This is a genomic window from Mesorhizobium caraganae, from assembly GCF_016836705.1.
GTDB lineage: Bacteria > Pseudomonadota > Alphaproteobacteria > Rhizobiales > Rhizobiaceae > Mesorhizobium > Mesorhizobium caraganae.
Genome location: NZ_JAFCGY010000025.1, coordinates 38,393 through 53,669, shown reverse-complemented (window position 1 = coordinate 53,669; position 15,277 = coordinate 38,393). Strand labels below are relative to the sequence as shown.

The following is a 15,277-nucleotide window of genomic DNA, read 5'->3' as shown; positions in this document are numbered from 1 at the left end:
GACAACTAATGACGACGATTGCCGATGTCGCGCGCCATGCCGGAGTATCGGTCGCAACCGTCTCGCATGTGATGAACCGCACGCGCCATGTCGAGCCGGAGACGGCCGAGCGCGTGCATTCGGCCATCGCCGCTCTGCGCTACAGGCCCAACACGCTCGCCCGCAGCCTGAGGCGCGGCGAGACCAAGACCATCGGCCTGCTGCTGCCGGACAATTCCAACCCGTTCTTCGCCAGCGTGGCGCGCCAGATCGAGGATGCCGGCTTCCTTGCCGGCTATACGGTGATCCTGTGCAACTCCGACGGCAGCGCCGAGAAGGAGGAGCGCTACCTCCAGGTGCTGATGGCCAAGCAGATCGACGGGCTGATCTTCGCCGGCTCGTCCGACCATGCGCGGGTGTTCTCCAATCTTCTGCCCGGCGTGCCGGCGGTGCTGCTCGACCGCGAGATCCATTCGGTCAATGTCGATACCGTGCTGGTCGATCACGATCATGGCGGCTATCTCGCCGGCCGCTATCTGGTCGGGCTCGGTCACGAGAAGATCGGCGTCATCGGCGGCCCGCGCGATTCCAGCTCCAGCCCGGCCCGTCTACGCGGCTTCGCCAGGGCGCTGCAAGAAGCCGGGCTCGACCTGCCGGCGAATGCCGTCGTCGATTCCGACTATCATTTCGCCGGCGGCCGCACGGCGATGGAACGGCTGATGGCGCAGGCGCCCGACATCACCGCGCTGTTTGCCTGCAACGACCTTATGGCGATGGGCGCGCTGACGGTGCTGCGTTCGCGCGGGTTGCGGGTCCCCGACGACATCTCGATGGTCGGCTTCGACGACATCCCCTATGCCGTCACCACATGGCCGCCGCTGACGACGATCGCGCAGCCGGTCGAGAAGATCGGCACGCGGGCGGTGAGCCTGCTGCTCGCGCGGGTTGCCGAGCCGGCGGCGCATTCGCGCCGCGAAGTGCTCACCCCGGTGCTTGTCGAAAGGGAGAGCTGCGCGCCGCTTCGGCAGTAGAGCCAGCCTTCTAGGCGTCTGCGCTGCCCCTCACCTGCCTGCCGGCATCCTCTCCCCGTATAGTGACGGGGAGAGGGGCGCTCTGTCCGAACCGGATAGATGGGTAACAGAATGGACCGATTAGATGGGTGACAGTTTTCTCCCTCGCCGGGAGGACCGGCGATGGTTTGGCGAGAGACTGGCATCATGGATGAGCGGCTTCGGTTTGTGGTGGGGTGCCTGACCGGCGAGGAGACGATGACGCAGCTGTGTGCGACGTTGGGTATCTCTCGCAAGACTGGCTACAAATGGCTTGAACGCTACCGGAAGTTTGGGCCGGCAGGTCTGCATGATCTTCCGCGTGCGCCACTCAATCACGGCCGGGCTACGCCTTGGGATGTGGTGGAGCGGATCGTTGCCATGAAAGAGGCGCACCCGCTGTGGGGTCCCAAGAAGATCATGGCCAGGCTCAAGCATGCGGAGCCTTGCTGCGGCTGGCCCGCGGTCTCGACGGCCGGTGAACTTCTGAAGCGACATGGACTTGTGGGGCGCAAGCGCAGGCGCTGGAAGGCGGCAGGCAATGGCCCATGGCCGGAGGCTTCGGAGCCGAACACGGTGTGGAGCGGGGACCACAAGGGCTGGTTCCGGACCCGAGACGGGTGGCGTTGCGAACCGCTGACGGTGATGGATGTGGCGAGCCGCTATCTGTTGGGGCTGGAGGCAACGAACTCGACGGCGGATGAAGAGGCCTGGCCGGTGTTTGAGCGGTTGTTTGAGGAGAATGGCCTGCCGGATCGGTTCAGAAGCGACAATGGTTCCCCATTTGCATCGGCCGGCGTCACCGGGCTGACGCCACTCGCGGCGCGCTTCGTCAAACTCGGCATCGTCCTTGAGCGCATCCAGCCGGGAAAGCCGCAGCAGAACGGACGCCATGAACGTTTCCATCTGACCATGCTGCCGATGGCCAAGGCGCCGGAAGCCGACAGAACGGCCCAAGCCCAGGCTTTCGAGGCCTTCCGGCGCAGCTACAATGAGGAGCGCCCGCACGAGGCACTTGGCATGGGAACCCCAGCACAGCATTACCGGCCCTCGACCCGGTCCATGCCCAAGACTACCCCTGAGCCGGACTATCCGGCCGAGGCAGCGGTGCGCAGTGTGCGCCAGAACGGAGCCGTCAAATGGCAGGGCGCCGAAATCTACGTCTCGGCCACGCTGGCAGGCGAACCGGTTGCCATCGAAGAAACTGAGCGCGGCGAATGGGCGATACGCTTCTATGCCCATCCGCTCGGGTTTATCGACCAGAAGCACGGGAAACTGGTTCGCCGAAGCGCCGCGCCAACCAAACCGCTTGGCGCTGCGGCGAACTCAACATAAGGCGAAAACTGTTACCTATGTATCCGGTTCAAACTGTTACCCATCTATCGGCTGGACACCGGCAGGCGGATGAGGGGCGGCGCTGCCGTGGCAAGCAGAGTTTCGATCGGCTTTGACACTCGAGCAAATTTCTTCACGCGGCCGGCTGCAAACCTGCCCTGAGCAGCATGCCGAACAGGTCGCGCGGCTCGTCGGGGTCGGCGAGCAGATCGAGCTCTTCATAGAGTCCGGTGGCCTGGAGCTGGTCACGGACATAGCGCAGTGCCGAGAAATCCTCGGTGGCGAAGCCGACGGAATCGAACAGCGTGATCTGTTCCGCCGTCTTGCGGCCTTCCGCCTGGCCGGTCATCACCTGCCACAGCTCGGTCACCGGATGGTCGGCGTCGAGCTGCTGGATCTCGCCCTCGATGCGCGTCTGCGGCGGGAACTCGACGAAGATGTCGGAGCGCAGCAGGATGTCGCGATGCAGCTCGGTCTTGCCGGGGCAGTCGCCGCCGACCGCGTTGATATGGACGCCGGAGCCGACCATGTTGTCGGTGAGGATGGTGGCGTACTGCTTGTCGGCGGTCACCGTGGTGATGATGTCGACGCCTTCCACCGCATCCTGGCCGGCCGTGCAGATGGTGATGTCAAAGCCCTTGCCGGCGAGGTTGCGGGCGCATTTTTCCGAAGCGGAGCGGTCGATGTCGTAGAGCCGCAGCCGGTCGATGCCGAGCAGGGCCTTGAAGGCTACGGCCTGGAACTCGGACTGGGCGCCATTGCCGATGATGGCCATGGAGCGCGAACCCTTGGGCGCCAGATATTTGGCCGCGATAGCGGAGGTTGCCGCAGTGCGCAGCGCCGTCAGGATCGTCATTTCGGTCAGCAGCATCGGATAGCCGGAACCGACATCGGCGAGCACGCCGAAGGCGGTGACCGTCTGGCGGCCCTCGCGCATGTTCTTCGGATGGCCGTTGACATATTTGAAGCCGTAGAGGCGTCCGTCGCTGGTCGGCATCAGCTCGATGACGCCGTCATGGCTGTGCGAGGCGATGCGCGGTGTCTTGTCGAACAGTTCCCAGCGGCGGAAATCCTCCTCGATATAGGCGGCGAGTTCGGTCAGGAACCGCTCGACGCCGATGGTCAGCACCAGCCTCATCATGCGGTCGACGCTGACGAAGGGGACGATGGCAAGGCGGGAAGGTTGGGTCATGCAATGCTTCCGGAATGGCTGCGGGTCGGGCGGTCCATGATGCGGCGGCCCATCAGGCTGGCGGCGAGGTCGACCATCAGCGTGGCGGTGCGGCCGCGCTCGTCGAGGAACGGGTTGAGCTCGACAAGGTCGAGGCTGGAGACCAGGCCGCTGTCTGACAGCATCTCCATCACCAGATGCGCCTCGCGGAAGGTCGCGCCGCCGGGCACAGTGGTGCCGACGGCCGGCGCGATCGAAGGGTCGAGGAAGTCGACGTCGAGGCTGACATGCAGCAGGCCATTGGCCTTTTCGACGAGGGCGAGGAAGGCGCGCAGCAGAGGTGCGACGCCGTGCTCGTCGATGGTGCGCATGTCATGCACGGTCACGCCCGCTTCGTTCAGCGCCCGGCGCTCGGCCGGATCGACGCTGCGCAGGCCCATGACGCAGATGCGGGCGGGATCGACGGCGACGGGCAGGTCCGGGAAATAGCCGTTGAAGCCTGGTCGGCCGCTGGCATAGGCAAGCGGCACGCCGTGCAGGTTGCCGCTGACGGTGGTTTCGAGCGTGTGGAAATCCGGATGCGCGTCGAGCCACAGCACGAAGAGCGGCCGGCCGCGCTCGGCCGCCCGGCGCGCTATGCCTGATACGGTACCGGCTGATATCGCGTGGTCGCCGCCAAGAAAGATCGGCATGGCGTCCTGCGAGGCCGCATAGGCGGTCTCGGCGATCGCCGCCGTCCAGGCGGAAATCTCCGGCAGCGCCTTCAGCGCAAGATTGCCGTGGACGATGGCGCGCGCCGCAGCCGGCTGCACCGCGCCCCAGTCCTCGACCTCATGGCCGAGTTCGGAGAGGACCGAGACAAGCCCTGCCGTGCGCAGCGCGCTCGGCCCCATCTCGCATCCCATCCTGCCCGCGCCGTCCTGCACCGGCGCGCCAACGATCCTGCAGCGCATGATTCTTTTGTCCTTGCAATTGATTGGGCGATTGATGCGTGGAATGAACCATTCCCGCCCGGCAGTTTGAACAGGTGAAATTGGCATTTCGAAAAGAATGATTTATCATTTCGAGAAGTCATCCTGATCAAAATGGATAAATCATGGACGCGCTCGACGAAAGGCTGGTCACGCTGCTCAGGCACGACGCGCGGCGCAGCATCTCCGACCTGGCGGTCGATCTCGGGGTGTCGCGCGCAACGGTCCGGGCGCGCATGGAGCGGCTGGAAAAGTCGGGTGAGATCATCGGCTACACCGTGGTGCTGCGCGCCGACGCCGTCGACCAGAGGATACGCGGGGTGATGATGATCGAGATCGAAGGCCATGCCGCCGACCGCGTGGTGCGGGCGCTCGGCGGCCTCGCCGAGGTTTCGACCATCCACACCACCAATGGCCGCTGGGACCTGGTAGTCGAACTCGGCACGGCGTCGCTCACCGATTTCGACGCGGTGCTGAGGCGGATACGGCTGATCCCCGGAATAACCGGCAGCGAGACCAGCCTTTTGCTGGCGACGCCGCGCACGACAAGGGCAAGGCTGGCGTAGTCAGGCCGGCATCTCTAGGCGAAGCTGGGGTGCGGAACTGGCGAACGGGTCGCCTGCCTGACGAAGCTCGCATTGGCCTGCGCGGCAAGCTGCTCGGCTTCGCGCCGCGTCAGCCCCATCAGCAATCGTCCTTCTACCTCCGCCGGCAGGGCTGACATCAAATCGTAGACAAGCCAGTGGTCACATGGATCTTGCATGGCTGCGAATCTCATTGGCGCTCCTCTTATCAGCGCACTTAAATTTTTTGAGGCGGTCGAACCGTCCCGCCAACAATCGATAAAACTCGATTAATGAGTGAAATATCGAGAACCTGCAGACGCTACGTACTGTCAGAACAGCTTCGGCTGATCGGCCTCCGCAAGCTCGAAATGCATGTAGTCCTTGGTTTTGATGGCAGCGCCCAGCCAGCGCAGGCCGCCGCCGTCGCTGGCGGCCAACCCGGCTGCGGCTTGCGGAGCAAGATTGAAGAAGCCGAAGCGGGCAACCGAAGCGTCGGTACCGATGATCTTGGGTGAGCTGACCCTGGCCGCCCTGCGGGAGAGGTCGGCGGCATCGGCCAGCAGCTTCGCGGTCGACTTGGCCTTGGCCGGCGTGGCGCCAGCGCCCTGAAGCAGCGTGGCGAGATCGGTCTGCTTGGCCGGCACGGCGGTTGCCAGCGCATGGGCCGTGGCGAGCTTCGCCGCCGGCAGGGTCACGCCGGCCAGCCGTGTTACGGCGTTGCCCATGGCGGCCTTGAGGCCATCGGCATTGGCGAAAGCGGCAACGACAGCGGCGTTGGCCTTCGACAGTACAATAGCCGCCGGCAGCAGCGTGTCATAAAGGCCGCCGGCGCGCAGCGTGGCGCTCTCGGCGCCGTAGAGGTCGACACCGGTGAAGGCGGCGATGATGGCCAATGGCAGATTATCCTTGTTGACATTGGGGTTGATCGCCGGATCGATGTCCACCGCCCAGCCGAAGGAATGATTGCTGAGCCGCGCGGGCGAATTGACATTGGGCCTGATGTTGAACCCGCCGACGCTCTTGATCTTGGTCAGCGCGGCCGTAGCGCCCTTGGCCGTCAGCAGCGCCACCGTGTTCGCCAGCCGGGCCTTGAGCACGGGATGCACCGGCGACTTGAAGCTCGCCTTGGGGAAGCCGGCACCCGAGAGCTGGCTGTAATAGGCGTTGAAGCGGTCGATCGCCTTGGCCGGATTGCTGGGCGCGCCGAACTGGGTATAGAGCCGGGTGCGAATGTTCTGAAATCCGGAAAAGCCATCGCTGATGTTGTTTCTGACGAAGGCCGAAGCTTGTTCCATTCCGCCAGTATGTCGGCAGCACTTGTGGGCGCGGCGGCCTCGAGAGGGCTGACCCTGTCCAGGGTCGTCAGCAGCGCCAGCCTTAGCGCGGCGGCCAGGTCGCGCCGGCTGAGCGCACGCGGCAGCGCCGTCACGGCAGGCGCCTCGAAACCGGGAAACAATGTCGTCTGCAGATGGCCATCATAGGCCATCAGCTGCTTTTCGAGCTGCGGCCACAGCCAGATCAGCGCCTCGCGGTCCGTGACCCGCGCCGTGATTGCCGCAACGATGGCTTCGACACCTTCCCTGGTAAGCTGATCAGTATTGGCTTCAGCTGTCATGGCAAATCCCCGAAGATACGGCGCGAAACAGTCTGGAAGACCGCAGGATCGCGCACCCCCAGTGTTGCCGGCCAGCGCTTGAAAGAAGACGAATCCACTGCACCCCCCGGTCAAGCAGTCGCAAACATCTGATGCGATACTACCGCATCCGGTTTTCTTTCAACGGCGAGCTGATGCTTTCGTCTCAGAACTAGACTTGCTCTCCGCACGCGCCAAAGTCACGAACAACTTCGGCTGTGGTTGCAAGCTTGTGGCGATCCGCGTCACCGAAATCTGCGTCGACCGATTGGGCAGATCATGCGCGCCCAGCTGTCGGCCTTGGCTCAGGTGCGGCGGGCGCGCTATCCGGAAACCCTCCACGTGACGAGGCTTGCCACCGGCCTACGCTGATGGCAGGATAAAAGGCCGCAACGTGCGGCCTCTGGCGGTCGTTGCGTTTCAATGGATTATGAAGCATTTTCCCAAGGTGCGGGGTTCTCCTCACAATGTGCGGCAACCTCGTTTCCCCTGGTCGCTCTCAACTTTTCGCAATATGCGCTCTGCCTGCCTCAGGCCGCAGGCATGTAATTCCACGGGGTCAAGCCTCATGACAGAGATTTGTGCTCGGGTCGTCTATCGTCTGCGAAGACAAGGGATCGCGCCACAAACAGCGCCCCTTGGCATTCGTGCCCAGGGGAAGAACGCCGTTGTGTACCTCGCGCCCATCACGTCTCAGAACAGGTCGGCAGGCCCGCGGATGATTTCGAAGCTTGCGGGGTTGCCCACCGTCCGGCGAGAATTCTAAAAGACGTTCAACATGACACAGCACGCAAAAGACGCTCGAATTCTCATGTACAGCCACGACACGTTCGGGCTCGGCCATTTGCAGCGGTGCCGAACGATCGCGCATTCGCTGGTCGGGGATTTCCGCGGACTTCAGGTGCTTATCATCTCGGGTGCGACCATCGCCGGCGCCTTCGACTATCGCGCCCGTGTCGACTTCGTGAAGATCCCCAGCGTCATCAAGCTGCGCAACGGCGAATACACCTCCCTGGAAAAGGATATCGATCTGCATGAGACGCTGAGGATGCGTCAGTCGATCATCCGCCACACGGCCGAGAGCTTCCGGCCGGATATCTTCATCGTCGACAAGGAGCCGCTCGGCTTGCGCGGTGAGATCGAGGACACGCTGTCCTACCTCAAGACGCGGGGCACCACGCTCGTGCTCGGCCTGCGCGAGGTGATGGACGCGCCGCATCTGCTCGAAGCGGAGTGGGCACGCAGGGACGTGATGCGCAAGATCGGCCTGTTCTACGACAAGGTCTGGGTCTATGGCCCGCCGGATTTCTACGATCCGTTGACCGGCCTGGATGTGCCGCCGGCGGTCAGGGCAAAGATGAAGTTTGTCGGTTTCCTGCAACGGAGCCTGCAGCAGAACGAGTTGCCCGGCCACAGGCCCGAGGGCGACTATATCCTGGTTACCACCGGTGGCGGCGGTGACGGGGCCGACCTGATCCACGACGTCATCGATGCCTATCAGCAGGATTCGCAATTGCAGCATAGGGCGCTGATCGTGCTGGGGCCCTACATGCCGGCGCGCAAGCGCAACAAGCTGGTCAGGAAGGGTGCCAAGATCCCCTATGTCAAGATCATCGAGTTCGACAACCGCATGGAAGAGCTGATTGCCGGCGCCAAGGCGGTGGTGGCGATGGGCGGTTACAACACCTATTGCGAGATATTGTCTTTCGACAAGCCGGCGCTGATCGTGCCACGCGTCACGCCCCGCGAGGAACAACTGATCCGCGCCCGGCGCGCAGCCGAACTCGGCCTCATCGAGATGCTTTTGCCGGAAGAAGCCGAGGATTCCCAGCGGTTCGCCGATGCATTGAAGGTGTTGCCGGATCGGCCCCGCCCATCGCAAAGCAATCCGCATCTGACGCTGGAAGGGCTGCCTCATATTTCCGAAATCGTCGCAGAACTGCTCGACCGCCGGGCCGGCCATCACCTTTCGGTCATTGAAGGTGTGAACTGAGTTGCAAAGCCGCAAGATCGTCGTGGTTCTGAAGGGCTATCCGCGGCTGTCGGAAACCTTCATCGCGCAAGAACTGCTCGGTCTGGAGCGTGCGGGGTTCGACCTCATACTTTTCGCGCTCAGGCGGCCGACCGACGCACAGCGTCACCCCGTGCATGACGAGATCAAGGCGCCCGTCCATTATCTGCCGGAATATTTGCATGACGAGCCGTTGCGCGTGGTTCGCTCGCTGTTTGCCGCCCTGCCGCGGCCGGGCTTTTGGCGCGCGCTCAAATCGCTGGCTGCAGATATCGCCCGCGACTTTACGCGCAATCGCGTGCGCCGCTTCGGGCAAGCGCTCGTGCTGGCGGCCGAATGGCCGCAAGACGCGGGTTGGCTGCACGCCCATTTCGTGCACACGCCGGCATCGGTGACGCGCTATGCCAGCCAGCTTCGTGGCCAGCCCTGGAGCTGTTCGGCCCATGCCAAGGACATCTGGACTTCGGCGGACTGGGATCTGGCCGGCAAGCTTTCCTCGGCGCGCTGGACGGTCACCTGCACGCAAACCGGCTTCGACCGCCTGAAAAAACTCGCCAACGGCAGCTCGTCCGTGCATCTGAGCTATCATGGGCTCGACCTCGATCGCTTCGGCAGTTTCGAGGCGGCGCGAAATCAACATGACGGCTCGGCGCCGGACGAACCGGTCCTCATCTTGAGTGTCGGGCGCGCCGTTGCAAAGAAAGGTTACGACACGTTGCTGGAGGCTCTCGCCCTCTTGCCTGGTGATCTGGCGTGGCGGTTCGAGCATATCGGCGGCGGTGAGGAACTGGAACGGCTCAAGGCGCTGGCGCGAAAGCTCGGACTGGAGGGTCGCATCTCCTGGAAAGGCGCGATGGCGCAGAAGGAGGTGCTCGAGCACTATCGCAGCGCCGACATCTTTGCGCTCGCTTGCAGGATCACCGCGGATGGCGACCGGGACGGTCTGCCCAATGTTCTGGTGGAGGCGGCCAGCCAGCGGCTTGCCTGCGTGTCGACCGATATTTCCGGCGTGCCGGAGCTTTTATCGTCGGATGAAACCGGGCTGCTGATTCCCTCAGAAAACCCGGCTGCCCTGGCACAGGCGCTGGAGCGCCTGATCCGTGATCCCGTGCTGCGCGCCCGCCTCGGCGACGCCGCGGAGCGGCGCGTGCGCGGCAATTTCGATCATATGGCAAGCATTGGACAGCTCAAGGACCTGTTCGAGCGGGAGTGGCGGGCCGCCGAATGAAGCGGCTGCGCGCTTTCTTCTATGTCCAGCACCTGCTCGGCATCGGCCATCTCGCGCGCGCCAGCCGCATTGCGGCGGCCCTGGCCGATGACGGGTTTGACGTAACCGTCGTGACCGGCGGAACGCCGGTCACGGGGTTTCCGGGACCTGGTGTAAAATCTGTAACGCTGCCGCCTGTCACCTCCGGCGATGAAGGATTTTCCGGGCTTGTCGACCTGCAAGGCAAGCCCGTCGACGATGATTTCAAGACGCGGCGCTGCGAGATGCTGCTGCAGGCATTCCGCGATTGCAGGCCTGACATCGTCATTGTCGAGGCGTTTCCCTTTGGACGCCGGCAGATGCGTTTCGAACTCTTGCCGCTGATCGGGGCCATCGACGCGATGTCGCCCAGGCCGCTTTTGGCGACGTCGGTGCGCGATATCCTTCAGGAGCGCGTCAAGCCGGGCCGAAACGAGGAAACGGTCGATCTCGTCAACAGGCACTTCGACCTTGTCATGGTCCATGGCGATCCGGCTTTCGCAACCATCGAGAAGACATTTCCACTGGCGGGAGCGATCAGGGCCGAGGTTGCCTACACAGGGCTCGTTGCCGCGCCCCCGGCGCCCGCGGCTTCCGAGCGTTTCGACGTTCTGGTGTCGGTTGGCGGCGGGGCTGCCGGAAAGAGCCTTGTCCGATCCACCATCGCGGCGGCGCACAATGCCGATAACTCCTGGAAGTGGTGTTTGATCACCGGCCCAAACCTGCCGAAGGACGAGTTTGACGCGATTTCACGCGATGCCACGCCGGGCCTGTCCATCTTCAGGTTCCGCGAGGATTTCGCCAGCCTGCTGACCGGCGCCCGGCTGTCCGTCTCGCAGGCGGGTTACAACACGGTCTGCGATGTCCTGCGCGCGGGGTGTCGCTCCCTGCTTGTACCGTTCGCGGCCGGCGGGGAAACCGAACAGACGGTCCGCGCCCAGATGCTAGAAGAACTCGGTCTGGCAACGGTGCTGGCGGAAAAGGACCTGACGCCTGAGGGTCTGGCGAAAGCGATCGAGCAGGCGCTTGCGGGACCGAAGCCGGCCGCGCATCGTCTCGATCTGGAAGGCGCGCGCCGCTCGGCGCAAATCCTGCGCGAGCGGTATCGGACCTGGTCCCCGAAAACCTAACGCGGGTCGCGTCCGGGTTCGATTCGCCCAACGCGCTTCAAACAGCTCCAATCAGCATGAAGCGCGTATAATTTTTTGTCGGCAGTTCGCCGGAGAACCTGATCTCCCGCAGCGCCGCCATGGCCTCGAAGGCTGCCAGTGACGCCACGCAGTTGATGTGCGTCGGCTCGCTGAAATAATCGTTCGATTGCAGCAGCACAGTCGTGCCCCGCGGAAGCAGGGCAAGCCAGGCGCTGAGGTCGGCTATGTGTTCGCAGCTCGTATTGACCACCAGGTCAGGCTGCCCGGCCGCATAGTCGAGTGCGTACATATCTTCCGTCAGCGCCCGGAAGCGGTCGCCGGCTTCCCGGTTGAGGGTTCGGGCGACCGGCCCGACTTCGGGATCGATGTCGATGCTGTCGACCGCCGCGATGTCGAAACGGGCGTCGTTGAAAAGCATTGCCGGCAACACGCCGTACCATCCACCCAGAACCCATATGCGCCCGAACCGGCCGCCGCAGCTTTCGAACAGCCTGTCGAGCGCCCACATCTTGCAGGCGACCTGCTTGTGGTTGAAGGCGTTGGCGATATTGGCCTGCGGATGCTTGGCGATGACGCGCGCCAGCCCGGCCACGAGAGGGTCGTTGACGTAGGCAGCAATTCCCCGCGTGAGGTCCAGGGCTTGCTCGTGCCCGTCCATGCCGGCATTGCGTGGTTGCGTGACATCCATCATATTCGTCTTCTATGTTGGGATTTCGGGCGACACAACGCAATCTTGCCTCCCGCGAGGCTGTTCGACTTGCGGACGTGACTATGCCGCAAGTCGTTTTGCCATTGCCCGCTGCCGGAGGGAACCTATTGCATCTGTTCGGACCATTGGCGTCCATCCGCCGGCACGAGTCGCGCAGCGGCCGCCCCCTGCTGTTAGGCTATTCGCCAAAATCCCACGCAAGCCGCCAGCCGTTTGGCCGCCTGCATCGTTCCAACTGAGGGGTCCGCAGTCGCATATGGAACCCAGCCTAACCCGCTATATCTGGAGGCACACCAGGAAGCAGCAGATCTGGATATTGGCGATCGTCTTGCTATCGATGATCCCTTATTTCATGTCCTTCAACCTGCCGAAGCTGATCGTCAACGGCCCGATCCAGGGCAAGGGCTTCGAGCAACCCGGCGCGACCCTTCCCTTCATGAGGCTCCACTATGACCTGCCGTTCATTGGCGAGGTCCAGTTCTTCTCCGGTTTTCAACTCGACCGCACGGCGACGCTGCTTGCCCTCAGCATCGTGTTCCTCTTGCTGGTCGTCATCAACGGCCTGTTCAAACTCTACATCAATACCTACAAAGGCCGCCTCGGCGAACGCATGCTGCGGCGTATCCGCTTCGATCTGATCGATCGTGTGCTGCGTTTTCCGCCGATTTACTTCAAGCGGGTGAAATCCGCCGAAGTGGCGACCATGGTGAAGGACGAGGTGGAACCGCTGGGCGGCTTCATCGGCGATGCCTTCCTGCAGCCGGTGCTGCTCGGGGGCCAGGCGCTGACGGCCATGCTGTTCATCATGGTCCAGAACGTCTGGCTCGGCATGATTGCGGTCGTGATTGTGGTGATCCAGATCGTGCTCATCCCGCGCATGCGGCGGCGCCTGCTCGTGCTCGGGCGCCAACGGCAATTGACGGCGCGCGCGCTTTCGGGCCGGGTTGGCGAAATCGTCGACGGCATCGGCGCGGTTCACGTCCACGACACCTCGAACTACGAGCGCGCCGACATAGCCGCCCGGCTAGGGCTCATCTTCAAGATCCGCTTCGATCTTTACCAATGGAAATTCATGGTAAAGTTCCTCAACAATTTTCTCGCGCAGCTCACGCCGTTTCTGTTCTACATGATCGGCGGCTATCTGGTCATCGCGGGCCGGCTCGACGTCGGCCAACTGGTGGCCGTGATCGGTGCCTACAAGGACCTGCCCGGACCGATGAAGGAACTGATCGACTGGGATCAGGATCGGCAGGACGTCCAGGTCAAATACCAGCAGGTCGTCGAACAGTTCAGCGTCGAGGATATCATTGCGCCGAGCATCGGGGCATTGACGATCGACGATCCCGGTCGGATGACAAACCCGCTGTCGGCGGTCGGTCTGTCCATAGCAGACGATGGCGGTGCAATGCTCCTCAACCGTATCTCCATGCAGGTCAGGCCGGGCGAGACGGTGGCGTTGGTCAGCACCTCAACAGGTGGAGCGGAGGCGCTGGCAGAAGCCTTCGCACGGCTGAACTGGCCGGAAAGCGGAAAGGTCGCTTCGGGCGCCGATGACCTGCTTGAACTCCCCGAAGCAGTGACCGGCCGGCGCATGTCCTACGCCTCGTCGGATGTTTTCCTGTTCCAGGCAAGCCTGCGCGATAACCTGCTCTACGGGTTGAAGCATGCGCCGCTGACATCGGTGACTTATGAAGGCGCCGCGGCAGACAAGCAGCGCTGGAACATCGACGAGGCGCGCCGGTCGGGCAATCCGGATTTCGATATCCACAGCGACTGGATCGACTATGTCTCCGCCGGTGCTACCGGCCCGCATGACCTCTTTGAAGCCGTGCGCCGGGTGCTCGACGCGGTTCTTCTGTCGCGCGACATTCTGGATCTTGGCTTGCGCTCTTCGGCTGACCTCACGCGTCACACGAAGCTTGCCGGGCGGATCGTCGAACTGCGTGCAGCGCTGCGAACCCGGCTGGAACAGGAAGGGCTGCGCGAACTGGTGGTTCCTTTCGAGCCGGGCGCTTACAACACTGAAGCGACGATCGGTCAGAATCTGCTTTTCGGCGCTGCCGCCGGCCCCGAGCTGGCCGACAAGGCTCTGGCGGCCAATCCCTATTTTGCTTCCGTGCTGAAGCAAGCCGGCCTCGACCGCACGCTCTACGAAATGGGCATGGAGATTGCCGAACAGGCGATCGAGCTGTTTGCCGACCTGCCGCCCGATCACCAGTTCTTCCAGCAGCTCGCCTTCATGAGCGCCGAGGAGATACCCGCCTACGAGACCTTGCTGCAGCGGCTCAAGAACCGTCCCTACGAGGCGGTTTCGGAGGCCGACCGCGCCATGATCATCACCTTGAGCTTTGCTTATATCGAGCCCCGGCACCGCTTCGGCCTGCTGACCGACGAGCTGATGGGCAAGATCGTCGCCGCGCGCAACCAGTTCTATGAAAATCTGCCGCCCCAGCTGCAAAACGCGATCGAACGGTATGATCCTGACAAATACATTGCCGCGGCCACCGTCATGGACAATGTCCTGTTTGGGCGCGTGGGCACCAACCATCCCGACGCGCCGGACCGCATACGCTCAATCGTCTATGACATTCTTGACGAACTGGGGCTTTATGCCGAGCTGCTGGATGTTGGCCTGGACTTCAATGTCGGCGCCGGCGGCAGGCGGCTGACCGGTGGACAGCGCCAGAAGCTCGATGTTGCCCGGGCCCTGCTCAAGCGTCCCGATTTTCTCATTCTCAACCGGCCGCTATCGGCGCTCGACCAGCGCATTCAGGACAAGGTGCTGCGAAACGTGCTCGAGGAAGCCAGACGCGACGGCCATTCGCCGGCAATCGTGTGGGTCGTCACGAGTCCGGCAATGGCGATGATGTTCGACCGCGTTATCGTCTTTGACTCTGGCCAATTGGTGGAAGACGGTACGCACGAGACACTTTTGGCAGGGAACGGTATCTTCAAGGAACTTCTGTCATAGTCTGGCAGACGCGAATTTAGGAAGGTTTGCGACAATGCTGCTCAAGGATGAAGTTGGAATGCTGCAACGCGTTCCCTTGTTCTCTGGCATCGAGCCGGCAAAGCTCAAGCTGCTTGCGTTCACATCCGACCGCGTGAACTACAGCGCCGGCGAGATTCTTTTCCGGCAGGGCGACGAGGGAGACGCTGCCTATGTCATCCTTTCAGGCAAGGCGGATATTCTGGTCGATTCCGACAGCGGGCCGATAAAAGTTGCCGAACTGCTGCCAAATTCGATCGTTGGCGAGATAGCCATATTGTGCAACAGCTCCCGCACCGCCACCGTCAGGGCGGCAACTTCGCTGGAAGTCCTGAGAATCCGCAAGGATCATTTCCTGAGGCTTATGAAGGAGTTTCCGGAAATGACCATCGAGATGGTGCGGGTTCTTGCCGATCGGCTAAGCCATACGACCGCGGATCTGATCGATGCACGAAACGCCTGAACTA

At 62.9% G+C, this 15,277-nt stretch carries 14 protein-coding genes; 9 read left to right on the top strand and 5 right to left on the bottom strand.

Annotation, left to right across the window (positions count from 1 at the left end):
• The first annotated feature begins 8 nt into the window (after positions 1-8).
• Together JQK88_RS27810 and JQK88_RS27805 are read left to right on the top strand one after the other, a co-directional pair.
• Positions 9-1,010 (top strand): LacI family DNA-binding transcriptional regulator, encoded by a 1,002-nt coding sequence (locus tag JQK88_RS27810; protein ID WP_192251771.1) that lies wholly within the window; start codon positions 9-11, stop codon positions 1,008-1,010.
• A gap of 162 nt (positions 1,011-1,172) precedes the next feature.
• Positions 1,173-2,363, top strand: a complete 1,191-nt coding sequence (locus JQK88_RS27805; protein ID WP_203280091.1) for an integrase core domain-containing protein — start codon at positions 1,173-1,175, stop codon at positions 2,361-2,363.
• 133 nt (positions 2,364-2,496) lie between these two features.
• Here the strand turns inward: JQK88_RS27805 and ocd are convergent, their stop codons facing one another.
• Complete coding sequence (ocd, locus tag JQK88_RS27800) at positions 2,497-3,555, bottom strand: ornithine cyclodeaminase (protein ID WP_203280090.1); 1,059 nt, start codon at positions 3,553-3,555, stop codon at positions 2,497-2,499.
• On the bottom strand, positions 3,552-4,487 hold the full coding sequence (rocF, locus tag JQK88_RS27795; protein WP_203280089.1) for an arginase: 936 nt from the start codon (positions 4,485-4,487) through the stop codon (positions 3,552-3,554). Before rocF ends, ocd begins: the two co-directional genes overlap by 4 nt.
• Before the next feature lie 143 nt (positions 4,488-4,630).
• Here rocF and JQK88_RS27790 point away from each other — a divergent pair, with 143 nt between their 5' ends.
• A complete protein-coding gene (locus JQK88_RS27790; protein ID WP_112560188.1) occupies positions 4,631-5,071 on the top strand; it encodes an Lrp/AsnC family transcriptional regulator in 441 nt (146 codons plus the stop codon).
• A gap of 14 nt (positions 5,072-5,085) precedes the next feature.
• Here JQK88_RS27790 and JQK88_RS27785 read toward each other — a convergent pair whose 3' ends face one another.
• Together JQK88_RS27785 and JQK88_RS27780 are read right to left on the bottom strand one after the other, a co-directional pair.
• A complete protein-coding gene (locus tag JQK88_RS27785; protein WP_203280088.1) occupies positions 5,086-5,283 on the bottom strand; it encodes a hypothetical protein in 198 nt (65 codons plus the stop codon).
• A 117-nt stretch (positions 5,284-5,400) separates the two neighbouring features.
• Positions 5,401-6,366, bottom strand: coding sequence for a M15 family metallopeptidase (locus JQK88_RS27780; protein ID WP_203280087.1), 966 nt, complete (start codon positions 6,364-6,366; stop codon positions 5,401-5,403).
• A gap of 173 nt (positions 6,367-6,539) precedes the next feature.
• On the opposite strand from JQK88_RS27780, the gene JQK88_RS27775 reads away from it, so the two are divergent.
• The 4 genes from JQK88_RS27775 to JQK88_RS27760 all read left to right on the top strand — a co-directional run bounded on the left by JQK88_RS27775 (position 6,540) and on the right by JQK88_RS27760 (position 11,091).
• The gene (locus tag JQK88_RS27775) at positions 6,540-6,818 is read left to right on the top strand and encodes a hypothetical protein (RefSeq protein ID WP_192258802.1); all 279 of its coding nucleotides are present in this window, start codon (positions 6,540-6,542) and stop codon (positions 6,816-6,818) included.
• Positions 6,819-7,482: 664 nt separating this feature from the next.
• Positions 7,483-8,697, top strand: a complete 1,215-nt coding sequence (locus JQK88_RS27770; RefSeq protein ID WP_192258801.1) for a glycosyltransferase family protein — start codon at positions 7,483-7,485, stop codon at positions 8,695-8,697.
• A gap of 1 nt (position 8,698) precedes the next feature.
• A complete protein-coding gene (locus JQK88_RS27765; protein WP_203280086.1) occupies positions 8,699-9,943 on the top strand; it encodes a glycosyltransferase family 4 protein in 1,245 nt (414 codons plus the stop codon).
• Positions 9,940-11,091, top strand: coding sequence for a glycosyltransferase family protein (locus tag JQK88_RS27760; RefSeq protein ID WP_203280085.1), 1,152 nt, complete (start codon positions 9,940-9,942; stop codon positions 11,089-11,091). Before JQK88_RS27765 ends, JQK88_RS27760 begins: the two co-directional genes overlap by 4 nt.
• Positions 11,092-11,128: 37 nt before the next feature.
• Here JQK88_RS27760 and JQK88_RS27755 read toward each other — a convergent pair whose 3' ends face one another.
• Complete coding sequence (locus tag JQK88_RS27755) at positions 11,129-11,800, bottom strand: class I SAM-dependent methyltransferase (RefSeq protein ID WP_203280105.1); 672 nt, start codon at positions 11,798-11,800, stop codon at positions 11,129-11,131.
• Positions 11,801-12,077: 277 nt separating this feature from the next.
• On the opposite strand from JQK88_RS27755, the gene JQK88_RS27750 reads away from it, so the two are divergent.
• Both JQK88_RS27750 and JQK88_RS27745 read left to right on the top strand, forming a co-directional pair.
• Positions 12,078-14,792, top strand: coding sequence for an ABC transporter transmembrane domain-containing protein (locus JQK88_RS27750; RefSeq protein ID WP_203280084.1), 2,715 nt, complete (start codon positions 12,078-12,080; stop codon positions 14,790-14,792).
• 34 nt (positions 14,793-14,826) lie between these two features.
• Positions 14,827-15,273: a cyclic nucleotide-binding domain-containing protein gene (locus tag JQK88_RS27745; protein ID WP_192258797.1), complete on the top strand. Its 447-nt coding sequence runs from the start codon at positions 14,827-14,829 to the stop codon at positions 15,271-15,273.
• The last annotated feature ends 4 nt before the right edge of the window (positions 15,274-15,277 follow it).

Bases quoted from the DNA above. Each gene is read 5' to 3' on its own strand.
- JQK88_RS27810 (WP_192251771.1), top strand. From the start codon at position 9: ATGACGACGATTGCCGATGTCGCGCGCCATGCCGGAGTATCGGTCGCA.
- JQK88_RS27805 (WP_203280091.1), top strand. From the start codon at position 1,173: ATGGTTTGGCGAGAGACTGGCATCATGGATGAGCGGCTTCGGTTTGTG.
- ocd (WP_203280090.1), bottom strand. From the start codon at position 3,555: ATGACCCAACCTTCCCGCCTTGCCATCGTCCCCTTCGTCAGCGTCGAC.
- rocF (WP_203280089.1), bottom strand. From the start codon at position 4,487: ATGCGCTGCAGGATCGTTGGCGCGCCGGTGCAGGACGGCGCGGGCAGG.
- JQK88_RS27790 (WP_112560188.1), top strand. From the start codon at position 4,631: ATGGACGCGCTCGACGAAAGGCTGGTCACGCTGCTCAGGCACGACGCG.
- JQK88_RS27785 (WP_203280088.1), bottom strand. From the start codon at position 5,283: ATGAGATTCGCAGCCATGCAAGATCCATGTGACCACTGGCTTGTCTAC.
- JQK88_RS27780 (WP_203280087.1), bottom strand. From the start codon at position 6,366: ATGGAACAAGCTTCGGCCTTCGTCAGAAACAACATCAGCGATGGCTTT.
- JQK88_RS27775 (WP_192258802.1), top strand. From the start codon at position 6,540: ATGGCCATCATAGGCCATCAGCTGCTTTTCGAGCTGCGGCCACAGCCA.
- JQK88_RS27770 (WP_192258801.1), top strand. From the start codon at position 7,483: ATGACACAGCACGCAAAAGACGCTCGAATTCTCATGTACAGCCACGAC.
- JQK88_RS27760 (WP_203280085.1), top strand. From the start codon at position 9,940: ATGAAGCGGCTGCGCGCTTTCTTCTATGTCCAGCACCTGCTCGGCATC.
- JQK88_RS27755 (WP_203280105.1), bottom strand. From the start codon at position 11,800: ATGGATGTCACGCAACCACGCAATGCCGGCATGGACGGGCACGAGCAA.
- JQK88_RS27750 (WP_203280084.1), top strand. From the start codon at position 12,078: ATGGAACCCAGCCTAACCCGCTATATCTGGAGGCACACCAGGAAGCAG.
- JQK88_RS27745 (WP_192258797.1), top strand. From the start codon at position 14,827: ATGCTGCTCAAGGATGAAGTTGGAATGCTGCAACGCGTTCCCTTGTTC.